This window comes from Vagococcus fluvialis (genome assembly GCF_048815235.1).
In the GTDB taxonomy this organism is placed as follows: domain Bacteria; phylum Bacillota; class Bacilli; order Lactobacillales; family Vagococcaceae; genus Vagococcus.
Genome location: NZ_JBMEAO010000002.1, coordinates 160,257 through 176,198, shown reverse-complemented (window position 1 = coordinate 176,198; position 15,942 = coordinate 160,257). Strand labels below are relative to the sequence as shown.

16 protein-coding genes are annotated in these 15,942 nt (G+C 32.6%); 5 read left to right on the top strand and 11 right to left on the bottom strand.

Features of this window, described 5'->3' with window-relative positions; all coding sequences use genetic code 11:
- The first annotated feature begins 18 nt into the window (after positions 1-18).
- Positions 19-723: an alpha/beta hydrolase gene (locus ACODH8_RS02145; RefSeq protein WP_332465463.1), complete on the top strand. Its 705-nt coding sequence runs from the start codon at positions 19-21 to the stop codon at positions 721-723.
- Between the two features lie 32 nt (positions 724-755).
- Here ACODH8_RS02145 and ACODH8_RS02140 read toward each other — a convergent pair whose 3' ends face one another.
- Both ACODH8_RS02140 and ACODH8_RS02135 read right to left on the bottom strand, forming a co-directional pair.
- On the bottom strand, positions 756-1,514 hold the full coding sequence (locus tag ACODH8_RS02140) for a class I SAM-dependent methyltransferase (RefSeq protein ID WP_332465464.1): 759 nt from the start codon (positions 1,512-1,514) through the stop codon (positions 756-758).
- Positions 1,515-1,648: 134 nt separating this feature from the next.
- Complete coding sequence (locus tag ACODH8_RS02135; protein ID WP_332465465.1) at positions 1,649-3,307, bottom strand: glycerol-3-phosphate dehydrogenase/oxidase; 1,659 nt, start codon at positions 3,305-3,307, stop codon at positions 1,649-1,651.
- Positions 3,308-3,455: 148 nt separating this feature from the next.
- Between ACODH8_RS02135 and ACODH8_RS02130 the strand changes: the two genes are divergently transcribed.
- Together ACODH8_RS02130 and ACODH8_RS02125 are read left to right on the top strand one after the other, a co-directional pair.
- Positions 3,456-3,998: a DUF2179 domain-containing protein gene (locus tag ACODH8_RS02130; protein WP_332465599.1), complete on the top strand. Its 543-nt coding sequence runs from the start codon at positions 3,456-3,458 to the stop codon at positions 3,996-3,998.
- Positions 3,999-4,092: 94 nt separating this feature from the next.
- Positions 4,093-4,464 carry a hypothetical protein gene (locus ACODH8_RS02125; RefSeq protein WP_332465466.1) on the top strand — a complete coding sequence of 124 codons (372 nt, stop codon included), beginning with the start codon at positions 4,093-4,095 and terminating at the stop codon, positions 4,462-4,464.
- A 134-nt stretch (positions 4,465-4,598) separates the two neighbouring features.
- On the opposite strand, the gene ACODH8_RS02120 is transcribed toward ACODH8_RS02125, so the two are convergent.
- The 8 genes from ACODH8_RS02120 to ACODH8_RS02085 all read right to left on the bottom strand — a co-directional run bounded on the left by ACODH8_RS02120 (position 4,599) and on the right by ACODH8_RS02085 (position 12,577).
- On the bottom strand, positions 4,599-5,429 hold the full coding sequence (locus tag ACODH8_RS02120) for a pyruvate, water dikinase regulatory protein (protein ID WP_332465467.1): 831 nt from the start codon (positions 5,427-5,429) through the stop codon (positions 4,599-4,601).
- Positions 5,426-6,052, bottom strand: a complete 627-nt coding sequence (locus ACODH8_RS02115) for a helix-turn-helix transcriptional regulator (protein ID WP_332465468.1) — start codon at positions 6,050-6,052, stop codon at positions 5,426-5,428. The genes ACODH8_RS02120 and ACODH8_RS02115 overlap by 4 nt, the downstream gene beginning before the upstream one ends.
- A gap of 15 nt (positions 6,053-6,067) precedes the next feature.
- Positions 6,068-8,698 (bottom strand): pyruvate, phosphate dikinase, encoded by a 2,631-nt coding sequence (gene ppdK, locus ACODH8_RS02110; protein WP_332465469.1) that lies wholly within the window; start codon positions 8,696-8,698, stop codon positions 6,068-6,070.
- Positions 8,699-8,852: 154 nt separating this feature from the next.
- Positions 8,853-9,617: an ABC transporter permease gene (locus ACODH8_RS02105; protein ID WP_332465470.1), complete on the bottom strand. Its 765-nt coding sequence runs from the start codon at positions 9,615-9,617 to the stop codon at positions 8,853-8,855.
- Entirely contained in the window at positions 9,614-10,519 is a 906-nt protein-coding gene (locus tag ACODH8_RS02100; RefSeq protein ID WP_332465471.1) for an ABC transporter ATP-binding protein, read from the bottom strand. Before ACODH8_RS02100 ends, ACODH8_RS02105 begins: the two co-directional genes overlap by 4 nt.
- Entirely contained in the window at positions 10,519-10,740 is a 222-nt protein-coding gene (locus tag ACODH8_RS02095) for a PLDc N-terminal domain-containing protein (protein WP_332465472.1), read from the bottom strand. Before ACODH8_RS02095 ends, ACODH8_RS02100 begins: the two co-directional genes overlap by 1 nt.
- Before the next feature lie 2 nt (positions 10,741-10,742).
- The gene (locus ACODH8_RS02090) at positions 10,743-11,858 is read right to left on the bottom strand and encodes a helix-turn-helix transcriptional regulator (protein ID WP_332465473.1); all 1,116 of its coding nucleotides are present in this window, start codon (positions 11,856-11,858) and stop codon (positions 10,743-10,745) included.
- A gap of 137 nt (positions 11,859-11,995) precedes the next feature.
- Entirely contained in the window at positions 11,996-12,577 is a 582-nt protein-coding gene (locus ACODH8_RS02085; protein WP_332465474.1) for a hypothetical protein, read from the bottom strand.
- A 143-nt stretch (positions 12,578-12,720) separates the two neighbouring features.
- Here ACODH8_RS02085 and ACODH8_RS02080 point away from each other — a divergent pair, with 143 nt between their 5' ends.
- Positions 12,721-13,008: a putative quinol monooxygenase gene (locus tag ACODH8_RS02080; protein ID WP_332465475.1), complete on the top strand. Its 288-nt coding sequence runs from the start codon at positions 12,721-12,723 to the stop codon at positions 13,006-13,008.
- 52 nt (positions 13,009-13,060) lie between these two features.
- On the opposite strand, the gene ACODH8_RS02075 is transcribed toward ACODH8_RS02080, so the two are convergent.
- Entirely contained in the window at positions 13,061-14,611 is a 1,551-nt protein-coding gene (locus tag ACODH8_RS02075; protein WP_332465476.1) for an ABC-F family ATP-binding cassette domain-containing protein, read from the bottom strand.
- 421 nt (positions 14,612-15,032) lie between these two features.
- Here ACODH8_RS02075 and ACODH8_RS02070 point away from each other — a divergent pair, with 421 nt between their 5' ends.
- Complete coding sequence (locus ACODH8_RS02070) at positions 15,033-15,896, top strand: YitT family protein (RefSeq protein ID WP_332465477.1); 864 nt, start codon at positions 15,033-15,035, stop codon at positions 15,894-15,896.
- Positions 15,897-15,942 lie beyond the last annotated feature (46 nt).

Here is a 15,942-nt window from a genome sequence, read left to right as displayed (position 1 = left end):
TTCAAAGGTGATGATTAGATGAAAAAAATAATCTCTACAGCAGATGGTTCTCATATTTTTTATCGGACAATAGGTCAAGGTCCGCCACTTTTTTTCATTCATGGTAATAGTGGCAGTCACCAATATTTCAAACAACAAATCAAATTTTTTAAAGACCGCTTCACTTTAATCCTTATGGATACAAGAGATCATGGTCGTTCTAAGAACCGTAAAGACCATTTAAGTTTTGAACAAATCGTTTCCGATATGAATGTCATTATGACACATGAAAAAATCAAACGCACGGCTCTTTTTGGTTTTAGTGATGGGGCAAATATTGCTTTAACCTTTGCTTCTCATTATCAAAAGAAAGTCAGTCAAATGATTTTAGTGTCACCTAATATTAGCTTCAATCAATTAAAACCGTTTCAACAATTTGTTTCTAACAAACTTCATTGGGCAGCTAAAAATATTTTACGCTCAAAGAAAAAAGAACGTGTCCTTCAATTAGCGCGGGAAGATTTACCTGTACCTGTCACTCATTTTGAACAGCTTAATATTCCAACTTTAGTTGTCATGGGAGATCATGATATTGTGACACCAGATAAAATGTCTGATTTTGTTAAGACGTTACCATCAGGACATCTTGCGGTTATTAAAAATTGTGGCCATTCTGTTCCAAAACTCAAACCTAAAAAATTAAATCAATTAAGTTTATCTTTTTTAAAAGAACAAACGAAATAAACGAGAGCGACTGAAAAGTCACTCTCGTTTTTTTAGTTTCTAGCAACAACCAGAAAACGATGTTCCTGATTATAAATAAATCCATTTCGTTGTAACTCTTCATACAAATAACCCAATTCTTCTAAATGTGTTTCAACTTCAAAATTAGGGAACTCCCAAGAAATCGTTCTAACATAATAAATTAACGCATCCATGCTTAAAAACTTTTGCGGCGGATAGGCTTCAAATTCTTCTATTATATCAAAATCCAAGTTTTTCAACTCTTTCACGACTGATGACAAGTGAAGATTAAAATCAGTTTTTTGATAGCCAGGAATTAAGCGTGACGCCAAGTTTATTCCATTTAAATCCCCTACTTGTTGGGTAATAAATAGTCCATTAGGTTTCAACACGCGTTTTACTTCTTTCAAATCAAAAGATTCATGCGAGTTTATTACAATATCAAAAGAATTATCTGGAAAATCAAGATAATCATTTTCTTCAACAAATTTTACAGTGATGCCTTTTGGGACTAACCTCTTTTGTAACAATTGATAGTTTGGTAGCCATCCTTCAGTCACAGAAGTTAGTTGACATGGATGATTGAAAGTTGCGAGTAATTCGCCACCACCAGTCCCCATATCAAGAAGGTTCATCTCTTTTGTTAAGTAATTTTTGACTATTTCTTGAAACGACCATTCCAGTTCTTCTTGCCAAAAATCCTTATAGATACTTGAAAAATCCCATCCTTCAAATTCTTCTTGTCTCTTTTGACTCATTAGCCATTCTTTTTTTAATTGCTCGATGTTCATTGCCATATCTCCTTATTTTATACTCTAAAGGATATAGCCAAATTGATAGCTTATTTACTCGATATAGTGCCTATCATTCCAGCTATATCGAGTTGCTACCTCGTGACATCATCATTTCTTTAATCTCCTTTTAATTAATAACCATACACTGTGTGTCTTGTTATTTCCTCTTCAACTTCTTGTTTTATAATTTCTGTTATTTCTTCAGACCAACCATAATAACTTGCCATATACGAAATAACCTCTTCTTTAACACTTAAACATCTTTCAATATTGAAAAGCATCATACTACTTCGTCTAAGTAAAAAGTCAATTGGATGAATAACCATCTCTTCTTCTAATCCGTATCTTAACATCGCGTAAGTCATGTCATCAAGAGTTGTCTCATTGTCTTCCATTAAATAATCATAGACTCTTTCAACATTCCCTCCATAACGATGGGTTAAAGCTTCTGCTGTTTCCTCATCTAAATTGAAGTTCTCAGTCCCGATGCGAACTCCTTTAGTAATAAATCTTTCAAACCCTTCACTTCCGCCAACATTACCTCCCGATAAGGCTTCTTCCTTAGTCTGACAAGGAACAAATTGCGCTTCAAAATCTAATGCCATATCTTTCAAGACTTTATCTACTATTTCTTCTGCCATTTTGCGGTAACCCGTCAGTTTTCCGCCAGCAATTGAATAAAGGCCTCTTTCTGATACAAAAATTTCATCCCGTCTTGAAATCTCTGATGGATCTTTTCCTTCTTCGTGAATTAATGGTCTAACCCCAGCCCAAGCTGATTCAACATCCTCTAAAGTTAAAGGATTTATGTCGAACATTTGATTCACACCTTCAATGATATAAGTTACATCTTCTCGTTTAATCTCAGGTTCAGCTGGATTTTTTTCATAAAAAGTATCAGTTGTTCCGATATAAACTTTGCCTTCTCGAGGAATAGCAAACATCATACGACCATCGTTATAAGGAGTATCAAAGTATATAGAGTTAGTAATTGGGAATCTTGCCCCATCAACAACTACGTGAACCCCTTTTGTTAAATGGAGATATTTACCCTTTTTAGAGTTATCCATTTCTCTTACTTTATCAACCCATGGACCAGCTGCATTAACAACTCGTTTAGCATAAATTCGATGTTCTTTATTGTTAATCGTATCCTTAACAGCCACACCAATAACTCGTCCTGTGTCGTTACTGTAAAGAAGTTTGGTTACTTTACTATAATTTGAAATTAGAGCTCCTTTTTCATGAGCTTTTTTGATTGTTTCTAAGGTTAATCGACTATCATCTGTTCGATACTCAACGTATACACCTGTTCCTTTTAAGCCTGCTTTTTTAAGATAAGGTTCTCGTATTAATGAATCACTTGGATCTAACATAAATTTACGTTCATCTTTTCTAACTCGAGCTAATCGGTCATAAATTTCTAAACCAATAGAAGTTGAAAAAGCACCAAATGTTCCTTTTGAATAAAAAGGAAGCACCATTTTTAAAGGCGTTGTCACATGAGGAGCATTTTCATAAACAACTGCTCTTTCCTGCCCTACTTCCGCCACTGTTTTTACATCAAACTGAGCTAAATAACGTAACCCACCATGGACTAATTTAGTTGAACGACTTGAAGTACCTGATGAAAAATCACGCATTTCTACAAGCCCCATAGATAAGTTTCTTAAAGTACCATCTAATGCGATACCCGCTCCAGTAATTCCACCACCAATGACCAAAACATCTAATTCTTGTTCTGACATACGTTCTAAGTTCTTTATTCTTTCTTTATTTGAAAATAACATATAATTCCTCCTAGACGTTTTATTGAGATAAGCGTTTACTATCTATATTTTAACACATCTTAAAGACTTTGATATCTTTTTTTAATCTAAAAAATGTACATTTAGATTCTATATGATAGGATAGATATAATAAATAAAAGGGGGGATTATTTTGGATTGGGGTATATTAGTTCAGATTTTTTTCATTAACTTCTTCTATGTTACGTTAAACACACTACGTTTTATGCTAACAATGAAAGGTTATCGTCTTGCTGCTCCTCTTGTGAGTATGGTTGAAATTACAATATATATTGTGGGCCTTTCACTTGTTCTTGATCATATCGACAGCCCATTAAATATTTTTGTTTATGCCTTAGGTTACGCAATCGGTATTAGCGTTGGAATACGAATTGAAGATTATTTAGCCTTAGGATATATTATGGTCACTGTTATCATTCCTCAAGACGATTTGCAACCTGATTTAACGACTATTATTCGTGATGCAGGCTATGGGGTCACTAAATCTTACGGTGAAGGACGAGACGGAAGGCGTGTTATTTTAGAAATTCTTTCAACTAGAAAAAGTGAACGAGCACTTTATCGACTCATTAAAGAACTAGATGAACGTGCCTTTATTATTTCTCATGAACCAAAATACATATCTGGTGGTTTTTGGTCAAAAAAATTAAAAAAGAAGAAACTAAAGGGCTAATTTCCTTTAGTTTTTCTTTTTAACGAACCCTTGTTATTTTAACTTTATTCAGATAGACTTGTTATATAACAAACTATCAATGGGAGGTAATAAGATGAAAAAGTGGAAAGAGCTATCTTTCGAACAAAAATCGAAAAGAGCCTTTATTCTAATAGCTGGAATCATTTTTTTGCTATTAGTTCGATTTAATTGGTCCCTATCTAACTTTTTTATTTATGTGTTTATTATGTCTTCTGTTTATCCTTCTAAAAATTATTATCAAAATAAACGCTTAGAAGAAATCAAATACATGTGGGAACTAGTTGATACTTTAAAGGTGACTCACGCTACTTTAAGTCAAGTAACCAACATTGGGACAATTGATTTAGAAGCAACTAAATTCGAAGGTAACGGTGTCTATCTTCCACCTCGAAAAAATATTTTAAAAGGTATTGAGTACCTTGAAAATTTACAGATACAAAGCTAAAAACAAACGTTACGTTAGTAACATTTGTTTACTTTTAAAAAGAATCTAACAAAAATAGAGTGTTGTAGGTTACTCATCTACAACACTCTATTTCTCTTATTATTATGCTTCATTTTTCTTATTATAAAATTCTACTAAAAAGTTTTACTATGTTCTTCAATTAGTTGTGCTGACTCTTCAATGGATTTATTTTCTACGTTTATCACAGTAGCACCTAATTTTTCATAAAGGTTTTGTGAGTATTTCAACTCTTCTTTGATACGGTCTAATGAAACGTATGATGAACTACCAGTTAATCCTAAAGAAACTAAGCGTGATTGGCGAACTTTACGAATATACTCAGGATCAGCGGTTAAACCAATAATTCGTTTAGATTCAATCTGAAATAGCTCTTTTGGTACTGGTACTTCTGGAATTAATGGTAAGTTGGACACTTTAAAAGAACGGTTAGCCAAATACATACTTAACGGCGTTTTTGATGTTCTTGAAATACCTAATATAACTAAGTCTGATTTGGCGAAGCCTTTTGGGTCTTTACCATCATCATAACGGACAGAAAATTCGATTGCTTCAACTCGGTTAAAATAATCTTCATTCATTAAATACAAGGAACCACTTTGAGAAGATGGTGCCATTTGTGTTCTTTTAGAGACAATGTTAACAAGCGGTGACATATAATCTACATATTCTAAGCCAGTCTCTTTAGAGAAATCTGCACAGAATTTATTTAACTCATCATTCACTAAAGTAGTCACCACAACAGCTTTTTCATGTAACGCATCTGACAAGATGTCAGTTAAAACTTCTTTTGAATCAACAAAAGGGAATTTCTTTATCTCATAGTTATTTAAGTCTGGAAACTGTGCTAAGACAGCATTAATGACTCTTTGAGCAGTTTCTCCAATCGAGTCTGATACGACAAATAGGCGTACTTGTCGGTAATGTCTTTCTTTTAATTTGTTCATCGGTTTCCTTCGCTCCCCATATTAATAAAGTGTTCCATTATGCGTGTTTTTGAAATTTTACCAATAATTTTTCTTGAACCTTTACTCTCAACTACTGGTAAGGAATCCACTTCATGTTTTGTTAATAATTTACCTGCTTCTAAAACGGTCATATCTGGATAAGCCACAAAAATATTAGGCATCCTAGTCATAATAATCGCTACTGATAAATCATTTGTTTGATTATTTAAAAGACTTCTTAATAAATCTTTTCTTGAAACAAGTCCGATTAAATCTCCTGTCCCCTCTTCAGCCACATAAAGCGACCCACTGTCATACATAAAGAGAGACGTCGTAGCATCTCTTACTGTCGTATTTGGAAAGACAATAATACTAGACGTCATTAGCTCTTCAATTTTTGTTTTAAAAAGTTGGTCATGAAGTAAAGGTTCAAAGGAAAGGCCGGAATAAATATAGCCTACTTTTGGACGAGCGTCTAAAACCCCAGTCATGGTTAACACCGCTAAATCACTTCTTAATGTTGGTTTGGTTAGCCCAAGTGCTTCCGCAATTTTATCACCACTGATGGGTTCATTATTTTTAACAATCTCTACGATCGTTTTTTGACGTTCACTTAACTCCATCTTTTTCCCTCATTTTTACTTATTTTTAGCCTCAATCGCACTTTGAGCTGCCGCAATGAATGCTACTGGAACTCGGTAAGGTGAACAAGAAACATAATCTAAACCTAATTCATCAAAGAATTTTATAGAAGCAGGGTCTCCACCTAGCTCTCCACAAACTCCGATTTTCATTTTTGGTTTAATGGTTCTTGCTTTCTTAACAGCTACTTTAATCAATTCTCCCACACCTTCAACATCAAGTGTTTGGAATGGGTCTACTGGTAAAATACCATCTGTTACATATTGATTAATGTATTTAGCTGCATCATCTCTTGAGAAGCCAAAAGTCATTTGCGTTAAGTCATTTGTACCAAAGCTAAAGAAGTCAGCGTCTTTGACTAATTCATCGGCAATTAGACATGCTCTAGGCAATTCAATCATTGTACCTAACGTATAGTCAACTGTCGCTTTTTCTTCAGTAAGGATAGCTTGAATGTGTCGATTGATTTTTTCTTTAAGAAGAGATAACTCTCCCTTCATCCCCACTAATGGTATCATAATTTCAGGCTTAACGTCCATGCCTTTTTCTGCTTTCATACTAATAGCACTGCGAATAATCGCCTCAGCTTGCATTAAGTAAAGTTCAGGATACGTAATTGCTAATCGGCAACCACGATGACCTAACATTGGGTTAATTTCATGTAACTCATTAATTCGTTGTTGTAATACTTCTGCACGAATTCCCATTTCTTTAGAAACACGCTCTACATCTTCTTTTTTACTTGGCACAAATTCATGTAAAGGTGGATCTAACAAGCGAACAACAGCCGCTTTTTCCTCAATAGTTGAGAAAATCGTTTTAAAGTCTTCAATTTGATAAGCTAAGATTGTTTCTAAAGCTTCTTTACGTGCCAATGAGCTATCAGATAAGATGAACCGACGCATTTCTATTAGTCGCTCTGGAGCAAAGAACATATGCTCTGTTCTTGCAAGCCCAATACCATTTGCATCAAATGCAATTCCTGTTTTGATATCAGAACCAGTCTCAGCATTCATTCTAATTTCTAAGCGTGCTAATTCTTTTGACCAAGCCATAATCGTTTCAAAATAATCATTTTTCTCAGAAATAGTTAATTCCACTTCACCAACATAGATATCTCCATTTGTTCCATCAACAGAAATAACATCTCCTTCTGTTAAAGTACCTCCTGGATACTTGATAATTTTTAAGAACTCATCAATTTCTAACTCACTACATCCTGCCACACAACAAGTTCCCATTCCACGGGCTACAACTGCTGCATGAGACGTCATTCCACCACGGCTTGTAACAATCGCTTCACTAACAACCATACCTCCAATATCCTCTGGAGACGTTTCTTGGCGAACTAATACCACTTTTTCACCACGTTCAACCCACTCTTTAGCACTAGCTGCATCAAAACAAACACGACCTGTAGCTGATCCTGGGCTAGCTGGTAAGCCAACTTTTGAAACTAGTTCTGCTTCTTGTAGTTTTTCTTCCACAAAAACGGGGTGTAATAATTGATTCACTGCTTGTGGATCTAAACTCATAATCGCTTCTTCTTTTGTTTTTAAGCCTTCTGAAACTAAGTCAACGGCAATTTTAAATGCTGAATGAGCTGTTCGTTTTCCGTTTCTTGTTTGTAATAAGTATAATTTTTTATTTTCAATGGTAAATTCAATATCTTGCATATCACCATAATGTTTTTCAAGTAATTCTGACATTTCCACAAATTCTTGATAAACATTTGGCATTGTTTCTTTTAAGTTTGAAATTGGTAGTGGCGTTCTAATTCCAGCTACAACGTCTTCACCTTGTGCATTAATTAAGTATTCACCAAATAATTTATTTTCTCCTGTTGATGGGTTTCTTGTGAAAGCAACACCTGTACCACTATTACTTCCGCTATTTCCAAATACCATTAACTGGATATTTACAGCCGTTCCTAAGTTATGAGGAATGTTATGTAATTGACGGTAAATTTTAGCTCTTTCATTGTCCCATGAATTAAATACAGCCTCTACTGCTGCAAATAGTTGCTCTCTAGGATTTTGTGGAAACTCTTGCTTTTTAATTTCTAAGTATAAACGTTTATATTCAACGACAATTTCTTTTAATTGTGTTGCTGTTAAATCAGAATCTGTTAATACATTATTTTTACGTTTAAAGTAATCTAAATAATTTTCGAAATGTGACGTATCAATTCCAAATACAACATCACCAAACATTTGAAGCAAACGGCGATAACAATCATAAGCAAAAGCTTCATCCTGAGTGATTGTCGCTAAATGTTCAACATTCTCATCATTTAAGCCAAGGTTTAATACTGTATCCATCATACCTGGCATTGAGAACTTCGCACCACTTCGCACTGATAGCAACATAATGTTTTCTTTGTCATCAAAAGACTTACCTGAGCTTATCTCTAGCTGTTCTAAGTACTTTTCAATCTCTTTTTTCAGCTCTGTTGTAAAAGCTTGACCGTTGTTTAAATAGTCCATACATGCTTCAGTTGAAATCGTAAAACCATCTGGAACAGGCAAACCTAATCGCGTCATTTCAGCTAAGTTTGCTCCTTTACCTCCTAGTATTTCTTTCATCTCTGCATTTCCTTCTTTAAAACGGTACACACGCTTTGTCATGAATAGACCTCCAAATGTCATTTTTAAATATGATTTGATTATATATGACGTATTATATAATTTCAATAGAACATCTTATATCTTTATTAAAAAGGTAGGTCTTTCGTAGAATAAAAAAGTGGTAACCTTCTTAAAAAGGTTACCACTTCAAGCTTTATAATGATTTTTTATTAAATAAAATAATTGTTAAAAATTTAATAAGAATACCTATACCAATTACAACATAAATAGCTGGTAAAACATCTGTCACTTCCAAACTTCCTTGTAAAAGCGGTGTTCCACAAGTAAACAGAGTGATTGGATTGTATTTTTTGATATCTGGAATAAAGTTTAGAACCATTAGAACAACATTGATACTACCCACAAATAATAAAACTAAATAATTTGATTTTAATAAAACCGAGCCTAGATTTACTAATAGCAGTAAAAATAACATAAAGACCCATAAACTTATTAAACCTAACTCTATGTGAGGTAGTTCAATACTTTTAAAATATATTTTCCCATAAACAAATGTCACTAAAATTCCTAATAAATAAGCTATTGTAAATACTGCTGTATTCATAAAAAACTTGGCTACCAGTATTTTCCATCTCGTTAAACCTTTTGTAACTAATAAGGTTAGTGTTCCGTGATTGTATTCATTTGTTAATGTACCACTAAACAAAATAACAGCTACAATAATTCCCATCTGACCAATGTTTTTATAAAATTGCAGCCAGGCGTCTATTAAACTCGGTGTTGGCATAGCTTTAGCAAATTCTTCTGAAACAACATAAGAAATAATTTCTGGTGTGTATTTTGCTGTAAAAACATTTACAATCCCAAATAAAATAAACAGGATAACTAGTATGGCTACACGGTAACTCGCAACAGCTTCGTGCCATTCTTTTTTGATAAATGCATTTAATTCTCTCATGAAACGACCTCCGTAAAAATTTCTTCAAGCGTCGGCTGATAAACTGAGAAATTTTCGGGATAAAAATGATGCTCTAAGAAGAATTGATATAATAAAGTTTGGGTTTCTTCAATTGAGTTTTCAGCTGAAATAAGATACTCATTTGGTTGGTTGGTCTCTTCTACAAGAAAGCAATTTTTTAACTTTTCAATTTGTTCTGTTTGATTTAGTTTAATTTTTATCTTATTTTTTTGATGAATTTTTTTAAATTCACTTGGTGTGACATCTAATTTTATTTCTCCCTCATGAAGTAGAACAATATGATCACAAATTTTTTCCACATCTGATAAAACATGTGTTGAAAATAAAACAGTTGTCTCCTGCTTCACTTTTTGTAAAATAGCTAATATCTCTTTACGTCCAATGGGATCTAAAGCAGACGTTGGCTCATCACAAATCAATAATTTTGGTTTATTTAAAAGTGCCTGGGCAATTCCTAAGCGTTGTTTCATTCCTCTAGAATACGTTTTTATTTTTTTAGATGTATCTGACAAACCAACTAAGCTCAACAATTCTACAATTCGATTGGTTAACTCTTTTTTTGGGACATTAGTAATATCACCACATAATTTCAAATAGTCTTTAGCTGTCATAAACCCATAGTATTCAGGAACATCTGGGAGATAGCCTATCCACTGATTGGTTTGATTTTCGCCAAAAGTTACTTCTTTACCACAGACTTCAATTTCTCCAGAATCTTGTTTCAATAAACCAACAATCATTCTCATTAAAGTTGTTTTACCAGCTCCATTTTGTCCAATAAATCCTAAAACGCTATTTTCTGGTACTTCAAAAGAGACACCTTTTAATATCTCTTGATTGCCAAACTTTTTTTCGATGTTCTTAACTTTTAGTATTGTCATTAGTTATCCTCCCGCTCCAAAGTTAAATAAGCTATTGGGCCGAATAATTGGACAAATAGAATAATTAGAATCCAAACTTTTTTATTTAAAAATTTGAAATCAGTTCTTTTAAGTACTTTTTTTAAACAATAGATGATTAAGCCGATTTGAATAATTAAAACGGGCATTAAGATTGGTAAAATTTCAATTAATTGCTCCATAGTTGGTAAAGTTGTATTCATTTTCAATCACCACAATTCTTTTTTAATTTTGTTATGAATTCTAAATAACGTTCATTCTTTTGATAGACCTCTTTTAGCTTTGCATGCTCTTCATAAAACTGAATTAAACTTAACTTCACTGTTTTTTCATCACGAGGCATATTAGTGTTAATACTTGGTTGACTCAACATCCATTTGTCTAATAAATAAAAGTAGTCATCGCCATGAAGTTCAACTGGAAATTGTTGTGCAATCATTAAGTCTGTTATTTCCTCCATGACTTCTAAAGCTTTATCTATTCTATTTTGTTCTGTGTATCCTAAAAACACATTATTTAGAAAGGTCATTAATAAAAATGGATGAAGTTCTCTTATCTTATAGATTTGTGAAATTCCCATGATTCGATTAACAATTTCATCAAATTTTTCTTGATTCTCTATTTCTAAAGTTAAGTTGTCACCACTGATAATAATTAAGCCAATTAGGTGTTGATATTCGGTTGCTTGTAGTACTTCTTGAGCCTTGGTTATATCTCCTTTCATAGCGTAAGCCTTCGAGAGAAGTTGCTCTTGACCTAAATAAACCACTACGTCGTGATTAAGGAGTTCTAAAGTTTCCTCAACATAACCTAATTGCAACATACAAAAGGCTTCAAGCACGTTAGCTTGCGTAATTAAATGACTTTCTAATGACTCTTCTTTGACTCTTTTGGTTAAGTTTATAATATACTCTAATATCATCGGGTGTTTTTCACTATCAGTTAAGCTTGCATAGTTTAATAATAATACAGCCATTTGTAATAAAAAAGGCTCACTGCTATAGTATTTTTTCACTAATTTTTGGTAGTCCTCAAAAACGATATCAAAGTTTTCATTACCAAATCGCTCACTTAGTTCAACATAAATATCTCTAATTTCATACTTCGTTAGTTTCCGTTCATAGCCCATTAATTCATCAATGGTTATATTAAAATAAGTCGCTAGTTCTGGTAACAAATAGATATCAGGGTAGGTTTGACCTGTTTCCCACTTTGAGACAGATGATTTTGAAACACCCATGACACTGGCTAACTCTTCTTGAGTTAACTGCTTCTGTTTTCGATATTTCTGTACGACCATTCCAATATTAAACTCTTTCATCTCCTCACCTCTAATATAATTATAGAGCTAAAAAATCAAAACAACAATGGAGTATAGCACAACAAAAGTAGAAAAAGTTTCCTATTGCGACACAATAAAAGCATTTATCAACCCTTACCTAAAGTTGATAAATGCTTTTATTGACGTTTTTTCATTGTTCTAATAATTAAATGTGTGCTTAATAATAATAAACTACTTATTAAGGTATATAAATAAAAAAGGAGTGTTAATTTAGAAAACAAACTAACATACGTTATCAGTAATAAGCTTAATTGACTCAGTAAACTAATACCAAAAAATGACCACCAATCTAGACGGTTCAAAGCTTTTTTTCTAGGTCGTTTTTTCCCTTTTTTAACAAATGTACGATAATTTTTGTTGATAGTAAACAGTGAAACTAAGGTAACAAAAAAATAAACTAACCCACTAAAAACTAAATAATCATTGATAACAACCTCTTGTTCCATTGTGGCTAACAAAAAAATGCTTATAATAAGATTAGCTAGACTTAAAAATAAGCCATTTTGACTTAGAACTGAAACATATAAACTTATAGCTGAAACTCTTTTTTTCTTTTGTTTAGATAAATTCTTTGTTAGAATTTGTTTTGATATCAATTTATTTAATACCATAATGATTAAACAAATTACTAAACTTATTGTTAATGACTGAGTTAAGTGATTGATATCAACTCTTGTTATTAATGTTGAAGCTGTCATATTAAATACCTTATCCTTAAAGATGTCTTTCTTTTCATGATTGCTAATAACAGAATACACTAGCCACACGCAATGCTCAATAAAAACTTTTACGTCTATTAACTTTTTACTGAATATAAATAAAACTACCTAGGAGGATTTATATGCTATTACTTATTGCTGAAGATTTTATTGACCCAACTAAAATAGAAACCGTCTTACCTCTCTATCAAGAACTAGTTGAAATAACTAGAAAAGAAGATGGCTGTATTTCTTATGAATTAACTCATGACTTAAAGGAAGAAGGACATTTTCTCTTTATTGAGAAGTGGTTAGATGAAAATGCCCTTGAGGAACATACCTCTAGTGAGCACTTCAACCGATTAGTACCACTTATAGATAAACATATTATAAAAAAAGCTAAGTATACACGAATGAATTCTGTTTTTTAGAGTTAATATATCAAAAAGGAGATGATTTAATAATCATCTCCTTTTTGACATATTATACATGTTTCATTGTATTGCTTTCCACATCAAATTGCTTCTCAACTAAACCATCGAAAAATTCTGGCTCATGAGATACAACAATTAAAGTTCCTTCAAAATCTTTTAACGCTCGTTTCAATCCATCTTTTGTTCCTTGATCTAAATGGTTTGTAGGCTCATCTAAAATTAAAAAGTTACTTTTCTTCAACGTCAAACTACATAACTTAACTTTAGTTTGTTCTCCACCACTTAGCTGGTCTAAAGCTTTTGTTACATTATCATCTACAATTCCACTTCGTGATAAATAACGACGAACTTCTTTGTTATTCAACTTAGGAAATTGCTCTTTAATCCAATCAAATGCTGATTGATGCGGATTATCCCAAACCAAATCTTGAGAGAAGTAACTAATTTTAGCTTCTCTTGATAACTCAATTTCACCTGAAATCACAGGAATTTCACCAATTAATGTTTTTAGTAAAGTCGATTTCCCGATTCCGTTGAAGCCACTAATAGCAATTTTTTCACCGTTTTGAACTAATAAATTAATAGGTGGTAATAAAGCTTTTTTCCCGTAACCTATTTCTAAACGTTTGGCCTCTACAACTAAGTTACCATGAGACGCTGTATATGGAAAATGGAAATGCCCTGGTTTCGGTGCTATTGGTGGTGTTAGTCGGTCCATTCGATTTAATTGTTTTTCACGACTTTTAGCCATAGCAGAACGACTACCAGCTTTATACTTTCTAATGTAACTCTCTAATTTATCAATTTCTTTTTGTTGTTTTTCAAATTCACGATGTAAATGTTCTTGTTGTGCTTCTTTTTGTTTCATCGCTTTATCGTAATTTCCCATATATTTTGATAAAACTTGGAACTCAATATCACAAATACAGTTTGTTACACGGTTTAAAAAATCTCTATCATGAGAAATAACAATATAGCTATCTTCTAATTGATTTAAGTAATCAGACAACCACTCAATATGTTCAACATCTAAATAGTTTGTCGGCTCATCTAATAAAAAGACATCAGCTTTTTCAAGAAGTAATTTTGCTAAAGAGACTTTCGAACGTTGTCCCCCACTTAAAGCATGAACTTCACGGTCAAGACCTAATGCATTAATGCCTAATCCAGTTGCTACACGTTCAATCTCTGTTTCAATATTATAAAAATCATTGTTTTCTAAAATATCTTGATACTGACCTATTTCTTCCAATAACGAGTCATCATAACTTTCTGCATATTCCATATACAAAGCTTGAATCTTTTCATTCATCTCATATAAATGATTAAAGGCTCTTTTTAAATAATCAAAAATAGTATCCCCATCATCATAAGTTAATTGTTGTTCTAAATAAGAGATACGTAAATTATTTTGCCAAACAATTTGACCACTATCAGGAAGTATTTCCCCTTGAATCATCTTAAGCAAGGTTGATTTACCTGCTCCATTTTTCCCAGTTAATCCTAGATGCTCACCCTTATTTAATCTTAAAGAACTATCTTTATATAAAACTTTATCTGGTAATTCATAATTTAAATCTGTAATTGTTAAAATACTCATATTTTTACCCTTCTTTCTCACAATCAAAAAGGTCAATCATGTATTGATTGACCTCTCTACTTCTATCCTAGACAAAAATAAAGAAGACAACTTTCACACATAATAGTCGCCTCCTTACACTCACTACTAGAATAAAAGCATCATTAAACAAGACTGCTTATTCAGTCTATTTATTATCCTTATATTCTTAATAGTGATGAAGAAAAATTTCTTTAGCTTCCGAACATATGCTTCATCCTATTTCTAATGTTCAGAGCAGATTCGTCTAATCAAGACCATTTGATTCACCCTTTTAGTTAATAAATGCAATATAACATACTAAAAAAACCACGTCAAACAGAACAAATTTACAGTAAGCGTTTTCTAAGTTTGCGTAACTCATCCAAGTAAGTTACTATTTGGTTCAGAGGGGGAAATCGTTTTGATTATTCAAAAGTTAAATCAACTTTTTGGCAAAAAAGTTGTAGAAATGTTTTTAATTGCAATTGGTTCTTTTACAGTTGCTATAGGATTTAATGCTTTTTTATTACCAAATAAAATTGTTTCTGGAGGTATTAACGGCTTAACTATTGTTTTACATGAAATGTTCAACTGGTCTCCTAGTTTAGTCTTATACATTATTAATATCTTTTTATTAATTGCTTGTTTTATTTTATTAGGTAAAGAAGTTTTTATGAAAAGTATTTTAGGTAGTTTACTTGTACCACTTTTCATCTCACTACTGCATGGTATGCCTGTTGCTACTAGTGATCCTATCTTAGCATCTATTTTCGGTGGAGCTCTTATTGGACTTGGTATTGGCCTTGTCTTTTTAGGAAATGGTTCTACTGGCGGAACAACTTTAATTGCAAAAATCGTTCAGAAATATACACATATTAAGTTAGGTATCTTAGTTGGTATTTGTGACGGTATTGTTATTATTTCAGCTCTCTTTATTTTCGATTTACAACAAGTTTTATATGCTATCATTTCAATTTTACTAACAAGTCGAATGGTCGATTTAGTACAAGTAGGTCCTGATTTATCCAAAAACGTGTTTATCATCTCACCTAAAAATGATGAGATTGCTAAGCTCTTGATGACAGAACTTGACTCTGGTGTTACTTATTTACCTGTTGAAGGTGGTCACCGATTAGATCAAAAGAAAATGATTATGACAAGTATTCGTGAAAATAAATATACAACTGTTAAGCAAGCCGTACTAGAGGTTGATCCTGAAGCTTTCATGGTCGTTTCAAGCGCCAATGAAATTTACGGAAAAGGCTTCACTGTATTTAGAGATTAAAATAAAAAAACATAAACTTTTTGTAGTGACCCCCAAAAGTTAGACC